The following is a 21217-nucleotide window of genomic DNA, read 5'->3' as shown; positions in this document are numbered from 1 at the left end:
GGTCGGGTTCTCCCTTGAGCTAAGCCGGTGAGCAGGGACTCGACTCGGCAAGGGGTGCGGCGGAGCACGAGCGCTCCGGAGCCGGTGTGTTGTGCAGGTCACACCGGCGAGCCGACCGTATGACCACTTTTGTACGAAGTCAACGAAAGACCGGTCAGGAAAGGCGGAAGTACGACGAACGGCGGCAACGTCAGTCCACTGTGGACGTCCAAACGGGAGCACGTCGGAGGGCCGGCACTCGTCCGCGCCGGCCCTCCGCCACCCGGTGGCCGCTAGGTCACCGGGCGACCTCCCGTTCGGGCACCGCGATCCCCTGCAACGCCAGCAGCAGGTCGCGCACGTCGGTCGCGGCGATCCGGCCCGTGCGGTCGACCCCGGCCGGCACGCGCGGGTCGGAGCACAGCAGCACCGGGCCGTCCGCCGCGCGGTCGGGCAACCTGCCGTGGGTGCCGCGCACGCAGGACGGGTCCAGCGGCACGACGTTCATCGCGTACCTCAGGCCGACCTTCTTGCGGACCAGGTTCAGCCCCGCCCTGGCCTTGACGAATCGGTCCGCGGGGTCGAAGAACAGCTCCGCGGGGTCGTAGCCGGGTTTGCGGTGGATCTCCACGCCTCGCGCGAAGTCGGGGGCGCGGTCGTCGTCGGTCCAGTAGTAGTAGGTGAACCACGCGTCGGGCTCGGCCACGGCGACCAGCTCGCCCGAGCGCTCGTGGTCGAGGTGGACGCCCGCCTGCGCCTCGCGGTCCAGCACGACGTCCACGCCGGGCAGTTCGGCCAGCACGGCCCGCGCCCTCGGCACGTCGGCGGGGTCGTTGACGTAGACGTGCGCGACCTGGTGGTCGGCCACCGCGAAGGCGCGCGAGGTCCACGGGTCCAGCAGCTCCATCCCCGCCTGGGTGTAGACCTCCAGCAGCCCGGCGGCGCGCAGCGCCCGGTTGACGTCGACGGGCCTGCGCGCGGCCGTGATCCCGTACTCGGACAGCGCCACCACGGTCGCGCCGGCCGCGTCCGCGTCGGCCAGCAGGGGCGCGAGGGCGGCGTCGACGTCGGCCGCGGCCCGTGCGGCCCGCGGCGCGTCCGGCCCGAACCGCTGGAGGTCGTAGTCCAGGTGCGGGACGTAGACCAGCAGCAGGTCGGGCCGCCGCGCGGAGAGCACGCGCCGGGCGGCGCCGACGATCCACTCGCTGGACCTCAGGGCCGCGGTGGGTCCCCAGTACTGGAACAGCGGGAACTCGCCCAGCTCGGCCACCAGCTCGTCGTGCAGCGCGGGCGGTCGCACGTAGGCGTCGGGCGACTTGCGGCCGTCGGCGTGGTAGACCGGCCGCGGTGTGACGGTGACGTCGGTGGACGCGCCCATGGCGTACCACCAGCAGATGTTGGCGGCGGTGTGGCCGGGGTGGTGGCGGCGCGCGGTCTCCCACAGCTTCTCCCCCCGCACGAGCCGGTTGTGCTGCCGCCACAGGTGCACCTCGCCGAGGTCGCGGAAGTACCAGCCGTTGCCCACGATCCCGTGCTCCGCCGGGGTGAGCCCGGTCAGCAGGGTGGACTGGGCGCTGCACGTGACGGCGGGCAGCACGGTGCCCAGCTCGGCGCGCCACCCCCGCTCCCCCAGCGCCCGCAGGTTGGGCATGTGCGGCAGCAGCGCGGGCGTCATGCCGACGACGTCGAGGACCACCAGTGGCCTCATGCGGGGTTCCCTTCACCGAGGTGGTCGGCCGCCCACCGGAGTTCGGCGGCGATGCCGTCCGCGAGGTCGACGTCCGATCCGGGCAGGACGGTCCACGTGTAGGTCTCCACCTCGACGTGCGGCGCGGTGTCGGCGGTGGCGCGCACCGCGTTCACCGCCGCCAGCAGGACGTCGGTCGTGGAGGTGAGCGGGGCGGCCGGTCGCGCGTGCAGCGGCACGTGGAAGTGCACGCGCCACGGGTGCGCGGCCGGCAGGTCGGCCAGGGCCTCGGGCAGGTCGTCGGCCGCCAGCACGCCCGCGGGGTCGTCCTCCCTGACCTGGTGCAGGTAGCGCGGCTCGGCGAACGCGGCCAGGGCTCGCCTGCCCTCGGCCGAGCCCGGTTCGGCGACCTCCAGCGCCGCCGACGCCTGCACCTTGACCACCGACAGCCCGGACCGGCGGATCGACTCCACCGCCTCGACCGGGTCGGCGAAGGACACGGCGAGGTGGCAGGTGTCCAGGCAGAGGCCGACGTGGTCGTGGTCGACGCGGTCGGCCAGCCAGGCGACGGCGTCGGCCACGGTGTCGAGCACGCAGCCCGGCTCCGGTTCGACGGCCAGCCGGATCGGCCTGCCGCGCCGGGCCGACTCCACGCGCAGCGCCCGGGTCACCGTGTCGAGCGACGCCTGCGCGCGCACGTCGTCGTCCGGGGTCCACGGCTCGCGCCAGCCCAGCGGCAGGGTGGAGATGCTGCCGTGACCGGCGGAGTCCGGCAGCAGGTCGGCCAGCACGGTGGCGCAGGCCATCGTGTACGCGGTGCGCCGCGGGTCGGTCCAGCGCGGCAGGTAGACGGCGTGCTTGACCACCTCGGCGTGGAACCCGCCGTACGGGAAGGCGTTGAGCGTGCTCACCTCCAGCCCCCTGGCCCGCAGTTCCGCCGCCAGGCCGCGCCGCGCCGCCGCGTCCTCGGCGAGGCCGCGGGCGACCGGTTCGGCGAGCCACAGCCCGAGGGCGAGCGAGTCGACGCCCAGCTCCTCGCGGACCGGCACGGCGTAGCGGTCCAGCTGCGCGACGATCCCGGGCAGGTCCTCGGCCGGGTGCACGTTGGTGCAGTAGGCGATCGGGGTCACGCCCGTTCGCCCCGCAGCACGGAGTTCCCGGCGAACAGCCCCGCCGGCCCGGCGGTCACGTCGTCGTCCAGCATCAGCCGGCCGCTCTGCCCGTAGAACTCGACGGGGTTGCGCCACAGCACCCGGTCGACCGTCGCCTCGTCGAAGCCGGCCGCCAGCATCGCCTCCCCGGTCTTGCGCGTCTTGAGCGGGTCGGAGCGGCCCCAGTCGGCGGCCGAGTTGACCAGCACCCGCTCCGGGCCGTGCTCGCGCAGCAGGGCCACCATCCTGGCCTCGTCCATCTTGGTGTCGGGGTAGATGGAGAAACCCATCCAGCAGCCGGAGTCGGCCACGGCGCGCACGGTGGTCTCGTTGAGGTGGTCGACCAGCACCCGCTCCGGCGGCAGCCCGGACTCGCGGACCAGGTCGAGGGTGCGGGCGGTGCCGGCGGCCTTGTCGCGGTGCGGGGTGTGCACCAGCGCCGGCAGGTCGTGCCGCACGGCCAGTTCGAGCTGCCGGGCGAGCGCCTCGTCCTCCTCCGGGGTCATCGAGTCGTAGCCGATCTCGCCGACCGCGACGACGCCGTCCTTGGTGAGGTAGCGCGGCAGCACGTCGAGCACGGGGGTGCAACGCGGGTCGTTGGCCTCCTTCGGGTTCAGCGCCAGCGCGCAGTGGTGGCGGATGCCGAACTGCGCCGCCCGGAACCTCTCCCAGCCCAGGAGCGCGTCGAAGTAGTCGGTGAACGAGCCGACGTTCGTGCGGGGTTGGCCCAGCCAGAACGCGGGCTCGACCACCGCCCGCACCCCGGCCTCGTGCATCGCCTCGTAGTCGTCGGTCGTCCGCGAGGTCATGTGGACGTGCGGGTCGAAGATGCGCATCAGGTCCGGCTCCTCAGCAGTTCGAGCGCGTCGTCGGGCACGTCCCGGCCCGCGGCGCGGCGTTCGTCGGCGTACGCGGCGACCATGCGCAGCAGCTCCGCGTCCACGCGCCGGTCCAGCCCCGCCACGGCGGCCAGGGGGATGCCCAGGAACAGGCACTTGAGCACGCCGTGCCGCCACGCGTGCCCGCCCAGGTGCGCCGCGGCGAACGGGCCGAGCGCCGCCGCGACCAGCCTGGTGTCGTTGCTGCGCAGGGCGTCCTCGACCAGCTCCACACCGGTCGCGGGGACGTGCGCGCCGACGGCGGCGAGGGCGCGCAGGACGCCGCGCCGTTCGGCGTCGTCCCCGTGGCGGTACAGCGAGGTCAGCTCGGCGGCCAGCGCCTCGGGCTCGCTGACGGAGGCGAAGGCCGCCAGCAGCCGGGTGCGGGCCACGTCGTCCACGGTCCCGTGCACCACACCCAGCGGGTCGGAGCCCGGTCGCAGGGGCTTCCGCCCCACCTCGCGGCCGACCGCCGGGAACAGCGCGCCGATCGACGCCGGGTCGGCGCGCACGGTCCGCTCGGCCCGCGTCGTCCACGGGTGGGGCAGCGCCGCGCGGAGCGCGCCGAAGGCCCGTCGCGCCACGTCGGGCGCGGCGTGGCCGTGCCGGGGCAGCTCGACGGCGGCGACCCCCGTGTAGCCGATCCCGTCGAGCGCGGCGAGCGTGGCCGGGAGGTCCAGCTCGCCCTCGCCGAACTCCAGGTGCTCGTGCACGCCGGGCAGCATGTCGTCCAGCTGCACGTTGCGGAGCAGGTCGCCGGCGCGGCGGACGCAGTCGGCGGCGTCGGTCGGCTCGACGGCGACGCAGTGCCCCACGTCCAGCGTGATGCCGAGCGCTGCGGGCGACCCGAGCTCCTCCCGCAGCCGCAGGGCGTCGTCCAGGCGCTCCACGAGCATGCCCGGCTCGGGCTCCAGGGCGAGGGGCACGCCGTGCCGGTCGGCGTCGTCCAGCAGCGCCGCGACGCCGGACCGCACCCGTTGCCACGCCTCGTCGTCACCGGTGCCCGCGGGCACGACGCCGGACCAGAACGACACGCAGTCGGCGCCGAGGTCGGCGGCGATCGCCAGCGCCCGGCGCAGGAAGTCGAGGCGCACCTCCTGGTCCTCGCTCACCAGCGTCGGGTGGTGCTTGCGGCGCGGGTCGAGCAGGTACCGCGCCCCGGTCTCCACCACGGTCCGCAGCCCGAGTTCGTCCAGCCGTGCGGCGACCCGCTTCACCTGCCCGGAGACGTCCGGGGCGAACGGGTCGAGGTGGTGGTGGTCGAGCGTGAGCGCCACCGCGGTGTAGCCGAGGTCGGCGATCACGGCGAGGGCGTCGTCGAGCCGGTGGTTGGCGAAGCCGTTGGTGCCGTAGCCGAGGTGGAACGTCATGTCGGACCCACTTTCCGGCTCAGCGCGCGAGCGGCGGGCAGCGCGAGGGCGAGGGCGGCGGCGGTCAGGGGTCCGGTGCGGGCCACGAGGGCGCACTGCAGCGGGACCATGCCGTGGATGCCCGCCCTGGTGGCCGTGCGGACCGTCGCCGCGTCGGGGTTCCGCGCGGCGGCGAGCTGCGCGCGGCCCACCGTGCCGGCGTACGCGGCGGCGCCGGCCAGCACGGCGAGCCGTCGCCGCCAGGTCGGCGCGGGGCGGGCGGAGGCGGTCAGCGCGGTCAGCGCCGTGCCGCCGAGCACGGCCCGCGCGACGCCCCGCGACCCGCCGCGGACCTCGCCGCGCGACAGCACCGTGACGCCCAGGGTGTGTCCGGCGATCGCGGCCGCCGCCGGCAGCGCCGCGGCCGCGCGGTCCCGGCCCGCGCCCATGAGCACGTCGAGCGCGCGGCACAACGCCATGGCCGGCGGACCGGCGGCGGTGTCCTTGAGCGCGGTGTCGTAGGACCACACCGCCGCGGCGAGCGGCACGGCCAGGGCGACCGCGTCCCGGCCGCCGGCCAGCGCGGCGAGCCCGAGGCCGGTCGCGCTGAGCACCGTCGCGACGGTCACCGCGGCGCGGGGGCCGACCCGGCCGGACGGGATGGGGCGCTCGGGCCGCTCCACGGCGTCCAGCTCGCGGTCCGACCAGTCGTTCAGCGCCATCCCGGACCAGTACAGCGCGACGGAGGCCAGCGGGAGCAGCAACCGCCTGCCGCGCAACGGGGTGCCGGCCGCCGCCGCGCCGGCGAGCGTGTCGCCGAGGACGGTCAGCGCGGCCGGCGCCCGGACGAGTTCGGCGTAGGCCCTCACGCCAGGTCCCGTGCCCAGCGGTGCAGCGCCCGGGTCTGCTCGGCGAACCGGTGCTCGTCGTCGCCGAGCGGGTCCTTGAAGAAGAACGCGAGCGCGCCCTGCGCGCCGACGCGGCCGGCGGCGTGCGCGGCGGCGAGGAGCCGGGCCAGGTCGAGCACGAGCGGCGCGGCCAGCGCCGAGTCCAGGCCGGTCCAGGTGAGCTGGAGGGACATCCGCACGCCCAGGAAGCCCTCGAACGACACGTGGTCCCAGGCGGTCTTCTGCTCGCCCAGGTCGGGGACGTTGTCGATGTGCAGCGGCGCGGTGACGCCACCGCCCAGCAGCGCGGCGAGGCCGCGCGCCTTGGACTCCAGCTTGCTGCCCGCGTGCGCCGGGTCCCGCAGGGTCGCGCCGTCGCCGCCGCCCAGCAGGTTGGTGCCCGACCACGACCGGACCCGCAGCGCCCGCGCGGTGAACATCGGCGCGAGGACCGTGCGCAGCAACGTCTCCCCCGTCTTGCCGTCACGCCCGGCGTAGGGCAGCCGCGCGCGGTGCGCGAGGCGGTCCAGCGCGGGCAGCGCGATGCCGGTCGACGGGGTGAAGTCGACGAACGGGCAGCCCGCGCGCAGCGCCGCGTACGCCGCCACCGAGCTGGCGGGCAGCACCGCGCGGGCCGGGTCGGCCAACGCGCGTTCCAGCGCGTCGAGGTCGTCGTGCTCGGGCACGGCGGGCACGGGCGGCTCGGTCGACGACACGTTGACCACGACCACCCGGGCCAGGCCGTGCCGCTCGCGGAACCCGGTGATGTCCTCGGCCAGCCGCCGGGCCGCGTCCGCCTGGGCGCCCCGGTGCGTCACCGGGTGGTAGCCGTCGCGGACCTCGTCGTCGGCCGCGCGCAGCCCCGCTGCGATGGCGGGCAGGAGGCGGTGCGGCAGCACACCGCTGTCCGCGAGCTGCTCGGCGCGCTTGACCAGCGGGGTGTGGACGACGTCGTGCCCGCCGACGACGAGGTCGTCCCAGGACGGCAGCCGGGCGGCGGCCAGCTCCGGCAGTTCGGTGACGCAGCCGGTCGGGGGCGCGAGGCCCGCGCGCAACGCCAGCAGCCCGCTGATCGCCGTCGTCGCGACCGATCCCCGTGCGCCGATCAACCACAGCCCGGTGGGTTCGTCCGCCATTGGCCGCCCTCCTTAGCCCGTTCGGACCGCATTTCCCACGTCACGGGGTCCGAGTTAGCTGGGTCACACCTATGTGGCGAACGTTAGGGAGCCTAATGGCGGCTGTCAATCAAAAGTCTTCGATGTTTCGGCGCGTTACGCCATATATCCAGCCGTTTCTGGTTCAATTGACCGGTGAGCGATGACGTCCCCCTGCCGGGCAGCGCGTCCGTGGGAGAGCTGCTGCGCCTGCTGCGCGACGGCGTACCGCGCACCCGCAACGAACTCACCACCGTCACCGGCCTGGCCCGGTCGACCGTGCGCGCCCGGCTCGACATGCTGCTCGACGCGGGGCTGGTCAGCGACGGCGGGAACGAGGCGTCGACCGGCGGCCGGCCGGCCGGGCGGTTCGTGTTCAACGCGCGGGCCCGGGCCGTCCTCGCCGCCGAGGTGGGCGCCACGCACGCCACCGTCGCCGTCACCGACCTGACCGGCTCGCCGCTCGCGGTGCGCCGCATCGAGCAGGACATCGCCGACGGGCCGGACGTCGTGCTGCCCGGGTTGGTCGCGGCCTGGCGCGCCATGCTCGCCGAGGCGGACCTGGGTTCCGTGCGGCTGGCCGGGGTGGGCGTCGGGCTGCCCGGCCCGGTCGAGCACTCGACCGGGAGGCCCAACAACCCGCCGATCATGCCGGGGTGGAACGGCTACGACGTGCCCGCCCGCATCGGCGCGGAGTTCGACGTGCCGGTGCTGGCGGACAACGAGGTCAACCTGATGGCGCTGGGCGAGCACACGGCGTGCTTCCCGGAGGCGCAGCACCTCATCGTGGTCAAGGTCGCCACCGGCATCGGCGCGGGCTTCATCAGCAACGGTCGGCTGCACCGCGGCGCGGTGGGCGCGGCGGGCGACCTCGGGCACATCGTCGCGCCGAACGCGGGCGACGTGCCGTGCCGCTGCGGCAACGCCGGTTGCCTCGAAGCCGTCGCGAGCGGCGCGGCGATCGCGGCGGCCCTGCGCGCCAAGGGGATCGAGGCGGACACCAGCGCCGACGTCGTCGCCCTGGTCCGGTCGGGCAACCTCGAAGCGGGCAAGGCCGTGCGCGAGGCTGGCCGCGACATCGGCGAGGTCCTCGCCACGTGCGTGAGCATGTTCAACCCCTCGCTGATCGTCGTGGGCGGCACGGTGGCGCTGGCCGGCGAGATGCTGCTGGCGGGCGTGCGCGAGGCGATCTACCGCCGTTCCCTGCCGCTGGCGACGGGGAACCTGCGCATCGTCGGGTCGCAGGTGGGCGATCGCGCCGGCGTGCTGGGTGCGGCGGCGATGGTCGTCCAGCACGTCCTGTCCCCCGCCGTGGTGGACCGGCAGTTCGCCTGAGAATTCCCGGTACCGGGAGAATTTCCCGGTCCGGACCGTTGGTCCGATCGGTCTTCCGCCCCTGTTGGAACCATTCATGAATCGCCCTGTGGTCGACGCGGGAACCGCCGCGAGGAACCGCCGCGATTCGCCGGAGTGGAGGCGTGGTCAGCCGGCCGCGTTCATCAGGTCCACCGCGCTGTGCTGGCGGGCCGCGTCGCTGCGCTGGAACGGCCCGGCCCACGGCTGGTCGTAGCTGTCGCTGCTCGACCGGTCGCGCGCGTGAGCCGTGTCCGCCTGCCGCGCGAGGTAGGCGGTGTAGGGGTGGTCGGTGAGCGCGCGGTTGAGCCGGCCGAGCCCCCGCGCGAACGCGCCCTTGAAGGACGGGACGTCACCACCGCCACCGTCGTCGAACAGGATGCCACCCGGGTTGAGCGCGGCGCTGGTGGTCGAGGCGTCGGCCAGCACCCGGGCCCGGGCGAGGTACGCCTGGTCGCCGGTGGCCCGGTGCAGCTCGGTCAGGGCGGCGAGCGGCACGCCCTGGTTGTAGCTCCACGGCGTCTGCCCGTTGTTGCGGCACGTGGAGGTGACCAGCCCGTCGTTGACCAGGTTCGAGGCGTTGACCATCCCGCTGCCCTCGAACCACCGCCAGCCGTCGCGGGCGCGCTGGACGTAGGTCGCGTCACCGGTGAGCCGGTTGTGCAGGGCCGCGTTGAGCTGGACGTACAGCGAGTTGGCGATGGCGTTCTTGTAGGTGCGGCCGGCCGACCACCAGATGCCGCCGCCGCACGTCGAGTCCCAGAACCGGTGGATGTGGTCGGCGCCCGCGCGGGCGGTGTCGAGGTAGCGCCGCTCGCCGGTCAGGTCGTAGGCGGCGAGCCAGGTCAGGCCCCACCACGCGACGTCGTCGTTGTAGTCGTTGACGAAGTTCCCGGCCCAGGCGGTGCGGTTGAGGTCGTAGGTGCGGGCGATGGCGTAGCGGTAGCTGCCCATGCCGCTGACCCGCGCGTTGTCGATGACGGCGTGGAGCGCGTTGGCCGCGTTCCACCAGCCGGTGGTGTCGAACAGGCCGGTGCCCGGGTTGTACCGCTGCATCAGGGCGGTGGCGGCGGCGGTGCGGCGGTCGCCCGCGTTCCACGTCGTGCGGTACCAGCTCGTGCAGGCGATGGCCGGGGAGCCGGCCGGTTGGCCGCAGGCGCGCAGCAGCCCCACGCCCAGGCCGGCCCAGTCGTCCACGTTGTGCATGAGCGTGCGCCAGTCGCCGTAGCCCGACGGGGTGGTGGTCGAACCGAGCTTCGGCTGCCACGTCACCCCCGCGTCGAAGGAGCGGTCCAGCCAGACCGAGTCGCCGGCGCCGCCGGTGATCACCGCCCAGCCCATGGTCTCGGTGCCGTCGAAGTGCAGCGCGACCCGGCGGGTGCCGACGGTGACGGTCTGGGCGATCCGCTGCCCGGTCGACAGCGCGGGGTCGCGGCCGTCGCACTGGAGGTTGCAGATCACAGCCGAGGTGCCCGGCCTGGTAGTCGGGTCCGGTCGGGTGGGTGACCGGTGCGCGCTCGGCGGCAGGGCCGGATCGCGGTCGTCGCAGTAGCTGTCGCAGGCGGCCGGTGCGGGCGCGGGCACCGGTGGCGGGGCGCCGGTCGGCACGACCAGCAGGGACAGGAGCAGGGATGCCGGAACGACGGTGTTCAGCACGGGACCCCCAGCGGGGTGGGTGGCCGACAGGGAATGTGAGAGCGCTCTCACATTCGAGGCTAGGAGTGGCCGCGACGCGCCGTCAACACCCCGGCGAGGACGGGACCGGTCGGTCGGATCCGGGCGTCCAGCACGTCCGGCGAGAGCAGGTGCTGGGTGACCATCGCCGCCGCACCCAGGACGCCCGCCTCCACGCCGGCGCGCGAGGGGACGATCCGCAGGTTCGCCGTGGCCAGGGGCAGGGACCGGCCGTAGATGGACTCGCGGACGCCGGCGAGCAGCATCTCCCCCGCCTGCGCCACCAGTCCGCCGACCACGATGACCGACGGGTTGAACATGCTCACGCACGCGGCCAGCACGTCGCCGATGTCGCGGCCCGCCTGGCGCACGAGCCGGCCCGCCTCGGCGTTGCCCGCGCGGACCAGGCCGACGACGTCGGCGGTGGTCCGCGCCTCGACACCGCGCGCCCGCAGGGCCGCCACCAGCGCCGGACCACCCGCGACCGCTTCGAGGCAGCCCGTGTTGCCGCACCGGCACAGCACGTCGCCACCGCGTGGCGCGTGGACGTGGCCGAGGTCGCCCGCCGCGCCGACCGCGCCGCGGTGCAGCGCGCCGTTGCTGATGAACCCCGACCCGATGCCGGTCGCCACCTTCACCACGATCATGTTTCGGTCGTCGCGGAACGCCGTCGCGTGCTCCCCCAGCGCCATCAGGTTGACCTCGTTGTCCACCAGGACCGGCACGTCCAGCTCGGCCCGGATGGCGGCGGGCACGTCGAAGCCGTTCCAGCCGGGCATTATCGGCGGGTTGTTGGGCTTGCCGGAGGAGTGCTCGACCGGCCCGGGCAGGCCGATGCCCACGCCCGCCACGGCCGCCTCGTCACCGTCGGGCAGCAGCGCCCGCCACGTCTTCACCAGCACCGGCAGGATCACCTCCGGCCCCTCGGCGATGTCCAGCCCGACCTGCTCGACGGCGAGCAGCCGGCGGTCCAGGTCCGCCACCGCGACCGTCGCGTGGGTCGCGCCGACGTCGGCGGCGAGCACCAGGGAGGCGCGCGGGTTGAACGCGAACAGGCTCGCCGGTCGGCCGCCGGTGGACGGGCTGCTGCCGATGTCGACCACCAGGCCGGTCGCCAACAGCGAGTCCAGCCGGGCCCGGACGGTCGAGCGGGGCAGGCCCGTTTCGGTCACGAGGTCCGTCCGCGTCCGCGGCCGGCCGTCCACGAGCAGGCGCAGCAACGCGGACGGCGAGTCGGCGGCGGCACCGCGAACGCTGTCCATCCGCCCAGTGTCGCACCACCGGACCTGCGCACATCCCGCGAGCCCGCCCGGTCGGCGCGCCCGGTCAGCGCGCCCGGCGGGTGAGGAAGTCCTCGATCACCGAGACGAGCGCGAGCGGGGTCTCGTCCACCGCGTAGTGACCGGCCTGCTCGAAGACGACCACCTCGCAGTCCGGGTAGGACGTGCCGAGCGTGGCGCGCACGGTGTCCGGGCCCAGCGCCGGGTCGTGCGCGCCCGCCACGGCGAGCACCGGGACGGGGTTGCCCTCGATCTCGGCCCGGAAGTCCGTCCTGGCCCAGGCGCGCAGGTACTCGCCGAACGCCACCGGGTCGGAGGTCTCCAGCGAGTGCCGGACCACCGCGTCGAGCCACGTCCCGGTGAGCCGGTTGCCGGTGGTGAGGTCGACGATCGCGCGCCGGTTGGCCGGGTCGTGCTCCGCGCCCGAGAACAGCTCCCAGCCCCGCTCGTCGAACGGCACGCCGCTCGCCGGCACGGGCGAGATCCCGACCAGCGCGCGGACCCGCGCCGGCGCGTCGGCGAGCACCCGCTGCATCACGATGCCGCCCATCGAGTGGCCGATCAGCGAGAACGCCTCCAGCCCCAGCTCGTCGGCCAGGGCGAGGACGTCGCCCGCCGCCTCGGCGACCGTGTGGTCACCCGGCACGTCCCGGCGCGTGCCGTAGCCGCGGTAGTCGGGGAAGAAGTAGCTGAACGCCGTGCCGTCGAGGTGGGGCGTGATCGGCCCCCACGCGGCGGAGGAACCGAACCAGCCGTGCAGGGCGATGACGGCGTGCTCGCCGTCGCCGACCCGGAGGACGTCGTGGGCCATGCCTGCTCCAGTCCGGGGTGCGCGTGGGACGTCGGCACATGATCAGGTAGTCCACCGGCGCTGTCAACGACCGAACGCTCGGACAACTAAAGTTGTCAGTACAGGATAAATTGTCATAGGCTGCCGGTCGTCACCACGGCGAACAGGAGCGGTCCCATGTCCTTCCAGGCGTACCTCGACACCATCGAGCGCAAGACCGGCAAGACCCCGGCCGAGCTGCTGGCCGAGGCGGCCGACCGCGGCTTCGACGCGACCACCCGGGCCGCTGCCGTCCTCGAGTGGCTCAAGGCCGACTACGACCTCGGCCGGGGTCACGGGATGGCGCTCTACCACGTGCTGAAGAACGGGACCGGGATCGGCGACGAGCACGTGGGCGGCACCGGGAGCCACCGCGACGAGTCGGCGACGCTGCGGATCGACGGCCTCGCCAACCGCTGAGCGCCCGCCGCGGCAGCCGGTGCCGCGGCGGGCGGAGCGGGCCTACGGTGCCCAGGGTGGCGCGAGGTTCCAACTGCTGTCGGCGGTGAGCGTCTGCGGGCGGTTCGCGCCGGTGTCCCCGCCCGAGGCGATGTACACCTGCGACTCGTAGTGCCGCAGGTACCACCCCGGCACGTTGATCGACTCCAGCGTCACGCCCGTCCCGCCCACGCCGGGACGGGCGCAGAACGTCGCGTCGGCCCGGAACAGCGCCGACCCGTCGTCGGGAGCGATGCCCACCCGGCCGTTCGCGTGGCGCAGGAACCGGCCGGGGAAGTTCACCGACTCGAACGAGTAGCAGGACGAGTCGGCCAGGCCGCGCCGCACGGTGTACGTGGCGTCGGCCTTGAGCAGGGCCGCGCTGCCCGCGGTGACGACCTCGGTGTGAGCGAGGCTGTCGGCGTGGCGCAGGTAGCGGTCGGTGTAGCCCCACGTGGTGACCTGCAACGACCGCCGCACGTCGGTGGGCAGCGGCACCGAGCTGCGCCACAGCGCCGGCTCGGCCGCGTTCCACGTGACGTCGGCCGCGAACCCGGTCGCGGTGTCCCAGGCGTTCGGGCCGCCGCTGCGCGCCAGGTAGGCGTTCTCCGCGTAGTGGCGCAGGTACGAGCCCGGGAAGTTCACCGACTCGAACGACGTGCCGCCGGCCGCCAGGCCGGGCCGGGCGCACCACGTGGCGTCCGCCCGGAACGAGCCGCCGGTGTCGGCGTCCAGGCGCACCCGGCTGTCGGCGTGCCGCAGGTAGCGGCCCTGGAAGTTGACCGACTCGAACGAGAAGCACCGCGGGTCGGCCAGGCCCGCCACCGTCCGGAACGACGCGTCCTGGCGCGCGCTGTCGGCGCTCGCGGAGGTGATGACGTCCGTGCGGCCCGCGGAGTTCGCGTGCCGCAGGTAGCGGTCGGTGTAGCCGGGCGTGGTCACCCGGAACGAGCGGACGTGCCCGAGCGTGAACGGCACCGGCGAGTTGAGGTTGCGCGAGGCGTTGACCAGGTCGGTGTGCGCCGCGCGCAGGAGGGCGGTGTCCACCTTCTGCACCCGCCGGTCGTAGGTGAGCAGGCCGTTGTACTCCCCCTCGACGTCGGTGATCTCGGTGTAGACGTAGGCGGAGACGCCCTTGGTGGTCATCAGCTGCCGCACGTCGCGGACCATGCCGGTGTAGCGGTCGTTGAGCTGGGCGGTGCCCGACACCTGCTCGTAGGCGAAGAACCGGCCGTCCGGGCTGTACTCGTGGCCGGGGTTGCGCAGCCCGATGCCGCCGAACTCGCCGAGCGCGGAGACCCGCGTCGCCGACGGCCGCGGCGCGTCCGGTCCGGTGTAGACGTGCCAGTCGATCACGTCACCAGTGCCGGGGTCGCCCTTGGAGGCGCAGCAGTTGTAGCCGCTGTGCGCGTTCATCAGCCGGGTCGGGTCCTGGTTCTCCAGGGCCGAGGTCACGCGTTGGGTGTCCGCGAGGTTCCACTCGCCCCAGCCCTCGTTGAACGGCACGTAGGCGACCACGGCCGGGGAGAACCGGTGCTCGTCGACGATCTCGCGGGCCTCGGCCTCGAACTGCGCCACCTGCGCCGCGGTGCGGTCGGCGTCGGAGGCGGGCGTGGACGGGACGTCCTGCCACACCAGCAGCCCCAGCCGGTCGGCGTGGTGGTACCACCGCGCCGGCTCCACCTTGATGTGCTTGCGGACCATGTTGAAGCCCAGGTCCTTGAGCTTCCGCAGGTCCGAGGCCAGTGCCGCGTCGGTCGGCGCGGTGTACAGGCCGTCGGGCCAGAAGCCCTGGTCCAGCGTGCCCACCTGGAAGACGAACTCGCCGTTGAGGGTGGGCCGCAGCACGCCGTCGACCAGCTTCTTGCCGACCTCGCGCATGCCGAAGTAGCTCACCACCCGGTCCGCGGTCCCGCCCGAGGCGTTGCGCAGCGTGACGCGCAGGTCGTGCAGGAACGGGTCGTCCGGCGACCAGCGCCGGGCGTTGGGCACCGGCACGGAGAACTCGGTGAACCCGCCGGTGGCGCTGCCCACGACGGTGGAGCCGGCCAGCGCCTCGGCCAGCACGGTGTGGCCCGTGACGTCGCCCCGGGTGGACACCCGCACCCGCGCGGTGTTGTCGGCCAGGTTCGGACGGATGTCCACCGACAGGATCGACGAGGCCGGCGTCGGCTCCAGCCAGACGGTCTGCCAGATGCCCGAGGTCGGCGTGTAGAAGATGCCGCCGGGGTTGTTCACCTGCTTGCCGACCGGCTGCTTCCCGCCGCGACCGTCGGTCGGGTCGTAGACGCGCACCACCAGCTCGTTCGCGCCGCCGTTGAGCTGCGCGGTGATGTCGACCTCGAACCGGTCGTAGCCGCCCCGGTGGGTGGTGACCTGGGTGCCGTTGACCCAGGCGGTGGCCTCGTGGTCGACCGCGCCGAAGTGCAGCTGCACCCGCTGCCCGGCCCACGCCTGCGGGACGGTGAACGTGCGGCGGTAGAACATCAGGTCGCGGTTGTCGTTGCGCATGATCCCCGACAGCGCCGACTCGACCGGGTAGGGCACGAGGATGCGCTCGGGCAGGGTCTGGCCGAGCGGCGGCGCGGCGTACCGGTCCACGTTGCCCGCGGCGTCGGTGGCGGGGTTGAGGAACTGCCACTCGCCGTTGAGCGACTGCCAGTCGGGTCGGGTCAGTTGCGGGCGCGGGTACTCCGGCAGGGGGTTGGTGGTGGACACCTGATCGGTCCACGGCGTGGACAGCGGCGGCGCTTTCGGGACGACGGCGGACGCGACCGGTGCGGCGACGGGCACGGCGGCCAGTGCCAGCAGGGCCGCCGCCGAGGCGACGAAGCTGCGCATGGGGACTCCTCGGGGAGTGGGGTGGGTGGGCGTCAGCCGAAGACGCGCAGCTCGTAGATCCGCGTGGCCTGGTCGGTCGTGCCCGTGGGCACGGCGACGTCGAGGCGGACGTACCGGCCCGACACGCCGGACACGGGGTGGACCGTGGTGGCCGCGGTGTTGCCCGCCACGTCCACGACCTCGCGCCAGGTGGCGCCGTCGTCGGACACCGAGAGGCCGAACGCCCTGGTGTTGAAGCCGGCCGGCTCGCCGCCCGCCTGGGCGTGGGCCAGTTCGAACCGGGTGATCGGCCTGGTCGCGCCGAGGTCCACCCGCAGCCACGCGCCGGCCGCCGAGGAGCAGAACTTGTCGGCGTTGCCGCCGGTCACCGTGCCGTTGACGGCCTTCTCCGGTCCTTCCGACGCGGCGCAGGAGGGTGATCCGGTGGCGGGGCGGCCCTGCGCCAGGTTGCCGGGCGCGGTCACCGGGTCCACCGCCAGGTCGTCGAACGCCGCCGCCGCGTTGAACACCCGCACGCCGTTCGCGCCCGAGGCGAAGGCGGCGTCGGTGACGCTGATCCTCGGCGTGACCAGGTCGTCGACGTAGACCTTGATCGACGTGCCCGCGGCGGTCACGCGCAGCCGGTGCGCCGTGCCGGGGGCGACCGCCACCGGGGCCGAGCCCAGCTGGGTCCACGAGTTGTCGGCCCGGCCCAGCACCACGCGGCCGGTGGTGCCGATGCCCGCGTAGTAGCCCGAGTAGGCGTCGACGCCGACCGCGGGCCTGGTGGCGCGGAAGACCAGGCCCGCGTCGCCGCCGCCCGAGGTGATCGTGACGGTGGTGTCCTGCGTGAAGTCGCCGAAGTTGGTGTCCAGCAACGCCTTGCCGCCCGCCGAGGCGTCGGCCCGCAACCGCCCGTCGGGCACGGTCCACGTGCCGCCGTGGGTCTTCCAGCCGTAGGAGTTGCCGTCGCCGAAGTCGTCGCGCACCTTCATCGCGACGCGCCGGATCGTGCCGTCGTCGTTGAAGCGCATGCGGTCGTAGGCGAGTTGGCGGTGGTTGCCGTCGGTCTCGGCGAGCGGGCGGCGGTGGTAGACGACGTACCAGATGTCGGTGCCCGGCACGTTGATCACGGAGTTGTGGCCGGAGCCGCGCGCGACGGCGGGGTCCTGCGCGAGCACCCGGTCCAGCTCGGTGAACGGACCGGTCGGCGAGTCGGCGATGGCGTAGGACACCGAGTAGTCCGGGCCCGTCCAGCCGCCCTCGGACCACATCAGGTAGTACCGGCCGCCGCGCTTGAACATCTGCGCGCCCTCGACGTAGCCCGACGGGGTGATCTCGCGGAACGTGCCGCCGTCGGGGAACGTGCCCAGGCTCGTCATGTCCGGGTTGAGCCTGGCGACGTTGGCGTGGCCGTGCCCGCCGTAGTACAGATATGCCTGGCCGTCGTCGTCGACGAACACGTCCTGGTCGATCGGCTGGGCCCCGTTGTGGAACGCGCCCACGAGCGGGCGGCCGATGGCGTCGCGGTAGGGCCCCTCGGGCCGGTCGGCCACCGCCACGCCGATCCCGCCGAGCTGGGAGTCGTCCTGGATGTCGTTGGCGGCGAAGTACAGGTAGTAGCGGCCGTTGCGGGCCACCGGCGCCGGTGCCCACACCGCGTGACGCGCCCACGGCACGTTCGCCGTGGTGAGCACGTTCGGGTGCTTCGTCCAGTGCACCAGGTCGGTCGAGGAGAACGCGTCGAGGTAGGTCTGCTCGGCGTAGGTCTTCGACGTCGTCGGGTACACCCAGTACCGGTCGCCGTAGACGGCGACGTCCGGGTCGGCGTACCAGCCGTCGACGAACGGGTTGCCCGCCACGGCGGCGGGCAGGTCGGGCCCGGCGGCGGCCGCCGGCGGCGCGGAGGTCGTGATCGCGCCGCCGGCCAGCAGCAGGGACAGGGTTGCGGTGGCGAACCGGTGCAGGGGGTCGGTTCTCATGGCACTCCAGGTGGGTGACGGGCGCTGTCGCGCCGCTGACCACGGACTGGTAGTTGCTGTCGAGCGTGCCGATCTGGTCGATGACGTCCCGGATCACGGTGCGCGGGAGCACGCCGACGACCGCGGCCTCACGAAGCCGATGCTCACACCGTTGGCACGACGTCGTAAAGCCGTCATTCGGCCGGAGGGCGCCCGGTTCGACCGCGGACCGCCGGCGGTCCCCTGCTCCGCCGCAGCCGTTCACCCGGTGGTTCCGCAGGGCGCTGTCGCCCTCGGCCCGCGCCGCCCGGACGTGCGCGAGCCACCAGGGCCCGGTCCGGCACCTGCCCGCCGACTCGACGCCCCGGTCTCGGCCCCCGGACACCCGACCGCGACGCCCGTCGGGACGATCAACCCGTCCGGTGCGGCCGAGGCCGGGGGGCGCGCCTGTGGTCAGACCAGGTCGACCGCCACCGGGACGGCGCTGCCGATCGTGTGGCCCACCGGGCAGGACGCGGTGACCTTGGCGTGCAGCGCCTCGATCTCCTCGCGCGGGGCCGGGGAGTCGATGCGGACCTTCGCGGTGATCGTGTCGAAGCCCGCGTGGCCCTCCGCCAGGCCCAGGAAGACCCGCAGGTCGATGTCGCCCCTGAGGTCGATCGTCAGCTTGTCGATCGCGATGCCGGCGACCGTGGCGTTGGCCGCGTACCCCACGGCCAGGCAGTTGCCCAGCGCGCTCAGGAGCTGCTCGACGGGGTTGGCCGCGGTGTCGGTGCCGCCCAGCGCGGCCGGCTCGTCCGACGACGTCGGCTCGAACCCGCGCACCCGCGCCTGGGACCGGAACCCGCCCTGCCACGACACGTGCGCGGCCCACGTGGTCTTCGCCTTGCCCTCGTCCGCCCGCACGGCCGCGACGAGGTTCCCCACCGCCTCGATGTCGACGTCGTTCAAGGGTCGCTGCACTTCCACGCTCATCGCCGGCCTCCAAGCTCCACCAACACCGAAACACCGGCAGGATGCCGCCTCCGCACCGGTCACCGCGCGGTGTGCCGCACTGTGGGAGGCGCTGACAAGCGCGCAGCGGCTCTGGTATCCACGCCGGCTCGGCCGGAGGGCGGGCGCAGGACCGACGGCGGCAGGTCGAGCTCGCGCGAGGCCGGTGCCAGGACTCGGGGTGCCGCCGGGCGGCCGGTTCGTCGTGCCCGGTCGGCAGCCGGTCCAAGCGGGCGTGGCCAGGCGGGCATGGCCAGGCGGGCATGGTCAGGCGGGGATGGCCAGGAGCGGCGGGCGGTCAGCGCGGCGGGCGCGTGCCGGAGTACACGCCGACCGGGCGGAACCTCAGGCCCGGCTCCCGGTACTCCTCGATGGCGTGTGCGAGCCAACCCGCGCAGCGCGCCAGCGCGAAGATCGCCTCGCCGGCGTCCGGCCGCAGGCCGAACGCGTGCGCCAGGGCCGCCAGCGCCAGGTCGACGTTCGGGAACGTCCCCGCGCCGGGGCTGACCGCGTCCACGACCGCCATGACGTCACGGGCGGCGGCGTGTCGGCGCAGCGCGGCGAACAGGGCGTCGGCACGCGGGTCGCGCTCCCGGTACACCCGGTGCCCGAACCCCGGGACGCCGCCGGCGCGCTGCCGCTCCGCCAACGCCCCCAGCGGGTCGTCCGCCGCGTCGCGCAGGAAGCGGTGGGCCAGGGTGCTGGCCGCGCCGTGGTACTGGCCGTCCACCGCGCCCAAGCCGGCGGACACGGCGGCGTAGGGGTGGGCGCGGGCGCTGGCGGCCACCCGGACGGCGACCGTGGACACGGCCAGGTCGTGGTCGGCCAGCAGCACCAGCGCCAGGTCGAGCAGCGACGGGTCCGCGGGCCGGTCGCCGAGCTTGCCCGACAGCCGCTCGGCGATCGGGTCGCCGCCGCCCGGCTCGCCGGGCAGGGCGTCGGCCAGCACGGCGACCAGCCGCCTGCCCACCCGGACGACCGCGGCCGGCGACAGGTCGAACCGCAGCGGGTCCACCGCGCCCAGCACGGCGACGGCGACCTTGAACCGGTCCGTCGTCCGCGCCGCCGCCGGCAGGGCGGCCAGCGCGGTGCGCACCACGTCCGTCGAGGGCCCGTCGGTCGGGAACGACTCGTGCTCGGGCAGTTCACCCGTCCACAGCAGCGTGGCGACCGACTCGAACGAGTGCGACGACGCCAGGTCGGTCGCGCGCCGGCCGCGGTAGTGCAGCTCGTCGTCGTCCAGCAGGGTCAGCTCGGTGCGGATGCGCTCGACCGCGCCGGACGGCGGCCGTTCGTCACGGCCCCGCGCGACGAACCGCTCGACCTCCGCCTGCGCGAAGAAGCTCCCCCGCCGGCCGGGCAGCCGCACGCTGCGCAGCATGCCCCGGCTGGCGTAGGCGTAGACGGTCTCGGTCTTCACGTCGAGCCGCCTCGCCACCTCGGCGGTGGTCAGGTAACGCTCGTCACTCGCGGTGGGCACGACCTGCGGCTCCTCGTCCGACATTGACTGCATCAACGTTGACAATAGTTGATTTCCGAATCGACAGTGGACCCCGGTCAACGAGGAGGTTGTCATGGACGCACCGGCCGGTCTGCGCGACGTCGTGGTCACCACCACCGAACTGGGTGATGTGCGGGGCGAGGAGGGCTTCTACCACTACCGCGGCTACTCGGCGGTCGACCTCGCCGAGAGCAGGGCGTTGGAGGACGTCTGGTTCCTGTTCGTCGAGGGGCGGCTGCCCGACCCGGCCGAACGCGCCCGGTTCGCCGAGGACGTGGCCGCCCTGCGGCACCTGCCCGACGAGGTGGCCGCCGTGCTGCCGGCCATCGCGGGGGCAGGCGACCGGTTCACGCCGCTGGCGGGCCTGCGGACCGCGCTGTCGCTGCTCGCCGCCGCCCGCGACCTGCCGCCGGTCTGGGACGCGACGCCCGAGCGCCGCCGTGCCGACGCGTTGCTGGTCAGCGCGGTCACGCCGACGATCCTGGCCGCGCTGCACCGGCTGCGCGCCGGGCTGGAGCCGCTGGAGCCGCGCGCCGACCTGTCCGCGGCGGCGAACTGGCTGTACCTGGTCACCGGCGAGGTGCCCGACGAAGCCCGGGTCGCCGCCATCCAGAGCTACCTCGTCTCCACGGTGGACCACGGCTTCAACGCCTCCACCTTCACCGCGCGGGTCGTCGCGTCCACCGGCTCCGACGTCGTCTCGGCCGTCGCCGCCGCCATCGGGGCGTTCGTCGGCCCGCTGCACGGCGGCGCGCCGGACCGCGCGCTCGACGGCCTGGACGAGATCGGCACGCCCGACCGGGTCGACGGCTGGGTGCGGGAGAAGGTGCGCTCCGGCGACCGGATCATGGGCTTCGGGCACGCCGTCTACCGCACCGAGGACCCGCGGGCGCGGATGCTGCGGGCCATCGCGGTCGACCTCGGCCGCAAGGGCTTCAACCCGGCGCTGGTCGACTTCGCCACGACCGTCGAACAGCGGGTCGTCGAGGTGCTCGCCGAGCTGAAGCCGGGCCGCGAGCTGTACGCGAACGTCGAGTTCTACGCCGGTGTGGTGATGGAGCAGTGCGGCATCCCCCGCTCGATGTTCACGCCCACGTTCGCGGCCAGCCGGGTCATCGGGTGGTCGGCGAACGTGCTGGAGCAGGCCGCAGGGGGCAAGGTCATCCGCCCGGCGGCCCGCTACGTCGGCCCGTCCGCGCCCCGACCGCTGCCGGACGTGGCGCTCGTGCCGTGATCACGGCTGCCGGGATTCAGGCTGCCGGGATTCAGGCTGCCGGGATTCA

The 21217-nt window shown here is 74.2% G+C and carries 16 protein-coding genes; 3 read left to right on the top strand and 13 right to left on the bottom strand.

The window, feature by feature from the left end; all coding sequences use genetic code 11:
* Window positions 1-277: 277 nt before the first annotated feature.
* Genes ACIGNX_RS02325 through ACIGNX_RS02300 form a run of 6 tightly spaced genes read right to left on the bottom strand, consistent with a single transcriptional unit; the run spans window position 278 to window position 7067 of the window.
* A complete protein-coding gene (locus ACIGNX_RS02325; RefSeq protein WP_396535418.1) occupies window positions 278-1687 on the bottom strand; it encodes an alkaline phosphatase family protein in 1410 nt (469 codons plus the stop codon).
* A complete protein-coding gene (eboE, locus tag ACIGNX_RS02320; protein WP_396535416.1) occupies window positions 1684-2796 on the bottom strand; it encodes a metabolite traffic protein EboE in 1113 nt (370 codons plus the stop codon). Before eboE ends, ACIGNX_RS02325 begins: the two co-directional genes overlap by 4 nt.
* Window positions 2793-3653: a TatD family hydrolase gene (locus ACIGNX_RS02315; protein ID WP_396535414.1), complete on the bottom strand. Its 861-nt coding sequence runs from the start codon at window positions 3651-3653 to the stop codon at window positions 2793-2795. Before ACIGNX_RS02315 ends, eboE begins: the two co-directional genes overlap by 4 nt.
* Entirely contained in the window at window positions 3653-5065 is a 1413-nt protein-coding gene (locus ACIGNX_RS02310) for an EboA domain-containing protein (protein WP_396535412.1), read from the bottom strand. Before ACIGNX_RS02310 ends, ACIGNX_RS02315 begins: the two co-directional genes overlap by 1 nt.
* On the bottom strand, window positions 5062-5913 hold the full coding sequence (locus ACIGNX_RS02305; protein WP_396535410.1) for an SCO3242 family prenyltransferase: 852 nt from the start codon (window positions 5911-5913) through the stop codon (window positions 5062-5064). Before ACIGNX_RS02305 ends, ACIGNX_RS02310 begins: the two co-directional genes overlap by 4 nt.
* The gene (locus ACIGNX_RS02300) at window positions 5910-7067 is read right to left on the bottom strand and encodes an inositol-3-phosphate synthase (RefSeq protein ID WP_396535408.1); all 1158 of its coding nucleotides are present in this window, start codon (window positions 7065-7067) and stop codon (window positions 5910-5912) included. The genes ACIGNX_RS02305 and ACIGNX_RS02300 overlap by 4 nt, the downstream gene beginning before the upstream one ends.
* 174 nt (window positions 7068-7241) lie before the next feature.
* On the opposite strand from ACIGNX_RS02300, the gene ACIGNX_RS02295 reads away from it, so the two are divergent.
* Entirely contained in the window at window positions 7242-8420 is a 1179-nt protein-coding gene (locus tag ACIGNX_RS02295; RefSeq protein ID WP_396535406.1) for an ROK family protein, read from the top strand.
* A 147-nt stretch (window positions 8421-8567) separates the two neighbouring features.
* Here ACIGNX_RS02295 and ACIGNX_RS02290 read toward each other — a convergent pair whose 3' ends face one another.
* From ACIGNX_RS02290 to ACIGNX_RS02280, 3 genes are all read right to left on the bottom strand, one after another.
* Entirely contained in the window at window positions 8568-10094 is a 1527-nt protein-coding gene (locus tag ACIGNX_RS02290) for a glycoside hydrolase family 76 protein (protein WP_396535404.1), read from the bottom strand.
* Between the two features lie 59 nt (window positions 10095-10153).
* Window positions 10154-11374: an ROK family protein gene (locus tag ACIGNX_RS02285; RefSeq protein WP_396535402.1), complete on the bottom strand. Its 1221-nt coding sequence runs from the start codon at window positions 11372-11374 to the stop codon at window positions 10154-10156.
* Between the two features lie 64 nt (window positions 11375-11438).
* Window positions 11439-12203, bottom strand: coding sequence for an alpha/beta fold hydrolase (locus ACIGNX_RS02280; protein ID WP_396535400.1), 765 nt, complete (start codon window positions 12201-12203; stop codon window positions 11439-11441).
* A 156-nt stretch (window positions 12204-12359) separates the two neighbouring features.
* Between ACIGNX_RS02280 and ACIGNX_RS02275 the strand changes: the two genes are divergently transcribed.
* Window positions 12360-12641 (top strand): DUF4287 domain-containing protein, encoded by a 282-nt coding sequence (locus ACIGNX_RS02275; protein WP_396535398.1) that lies wholly within the window; start codon window positions 12360-12362, stop codon window positions 12639-12641.
* 42 nt (window positions 12642-12683) lie between these two features.
* On the opposite strand, the gene ACIGNX_RS02270 is transcribed toward ACIGNX_RS02275, so the two are convergent.
* From ACIGNX_RS02270 to ACIGNX_RS02255, 4 genes are all read right to left on the bottom strand, one after another.
* Window positions 12684-15500, bottom strand: coding sequence for an AbfB domain-containing protein (locus tag ACIGNX_RS02270; RefSeq protein WP_396535396.1), 2817 nt, complete (start codon window positions 15498-15500; stop codon window positions 12684-12686).
* A 32-nt stretch (window positions 15501-15532) separates the two neighbouring features.
* On the bottom strand, window positions 15533-17461 hold the full coding sequence (locus ACIGNX_RS02265) for a family 43 glycosylhydrolase (protein WP_396535394.1): 1929 nt from the start codon (window positions 17459-17461) through the stop codon (window positions 15533-15535).
* Between the two features lie 432 nt (window positions 17462-17893).
* The gene (locus ACIGNX_RS02260; protein ID WP_396535392.1) at window positions 17894-18403 is read right to left on the bottom strand and encodes an OsmC family protein; all 510 of its coding nucleotides are present in this window, start codon (window positions 18401-18403) and stop codon (window positions 17894-17896) included.
* Window positions 18404-18731: 328 nt separating this feature from the next.
* On the bottom strand, window positions 18732-19946 hold the full coding sequence (locus ACIGNX_RS02255) for a citrate synthase (protein WP_396535390.1): 1215 nt from the start codon (window positions 19944-19946) through the stop codon (window positions 18732-18734).
* Window positions 19947-20007: 61 nt separating this feature from the next.
* On the opposite strand from ACIGNX_RS02255, the gene ACIGNX_RS02250 reads away from it, so the two are divergent.
* Window positions 20008-21168 (top strand): citrate/2-methylcitrate synthase, encoded by a 1161-nt coding sequence (locus ACIGNX_RS02250; protein WP_396535389.1) that lies wholly within the window; start codon window positions 20008-20010, stop codon window positions 21166-21168.
* The last annotated feature ends 49 nt before the right edge of the window (window positions 21169-21217 follow it).

The organism is Actinosynnema sp. NPDC053489 (assembly GCF_044544865.1).
Lineage (GTDB): Bacteria > Actinomycetota > Actinomycetes > Mycobacteriales > Pseudonocardiaceae > Actinosynnema.
Note: the sequence above shows the minus strand (reverse complement) of the source record. Positions and strands in the feature narration are given on the sequence as shown.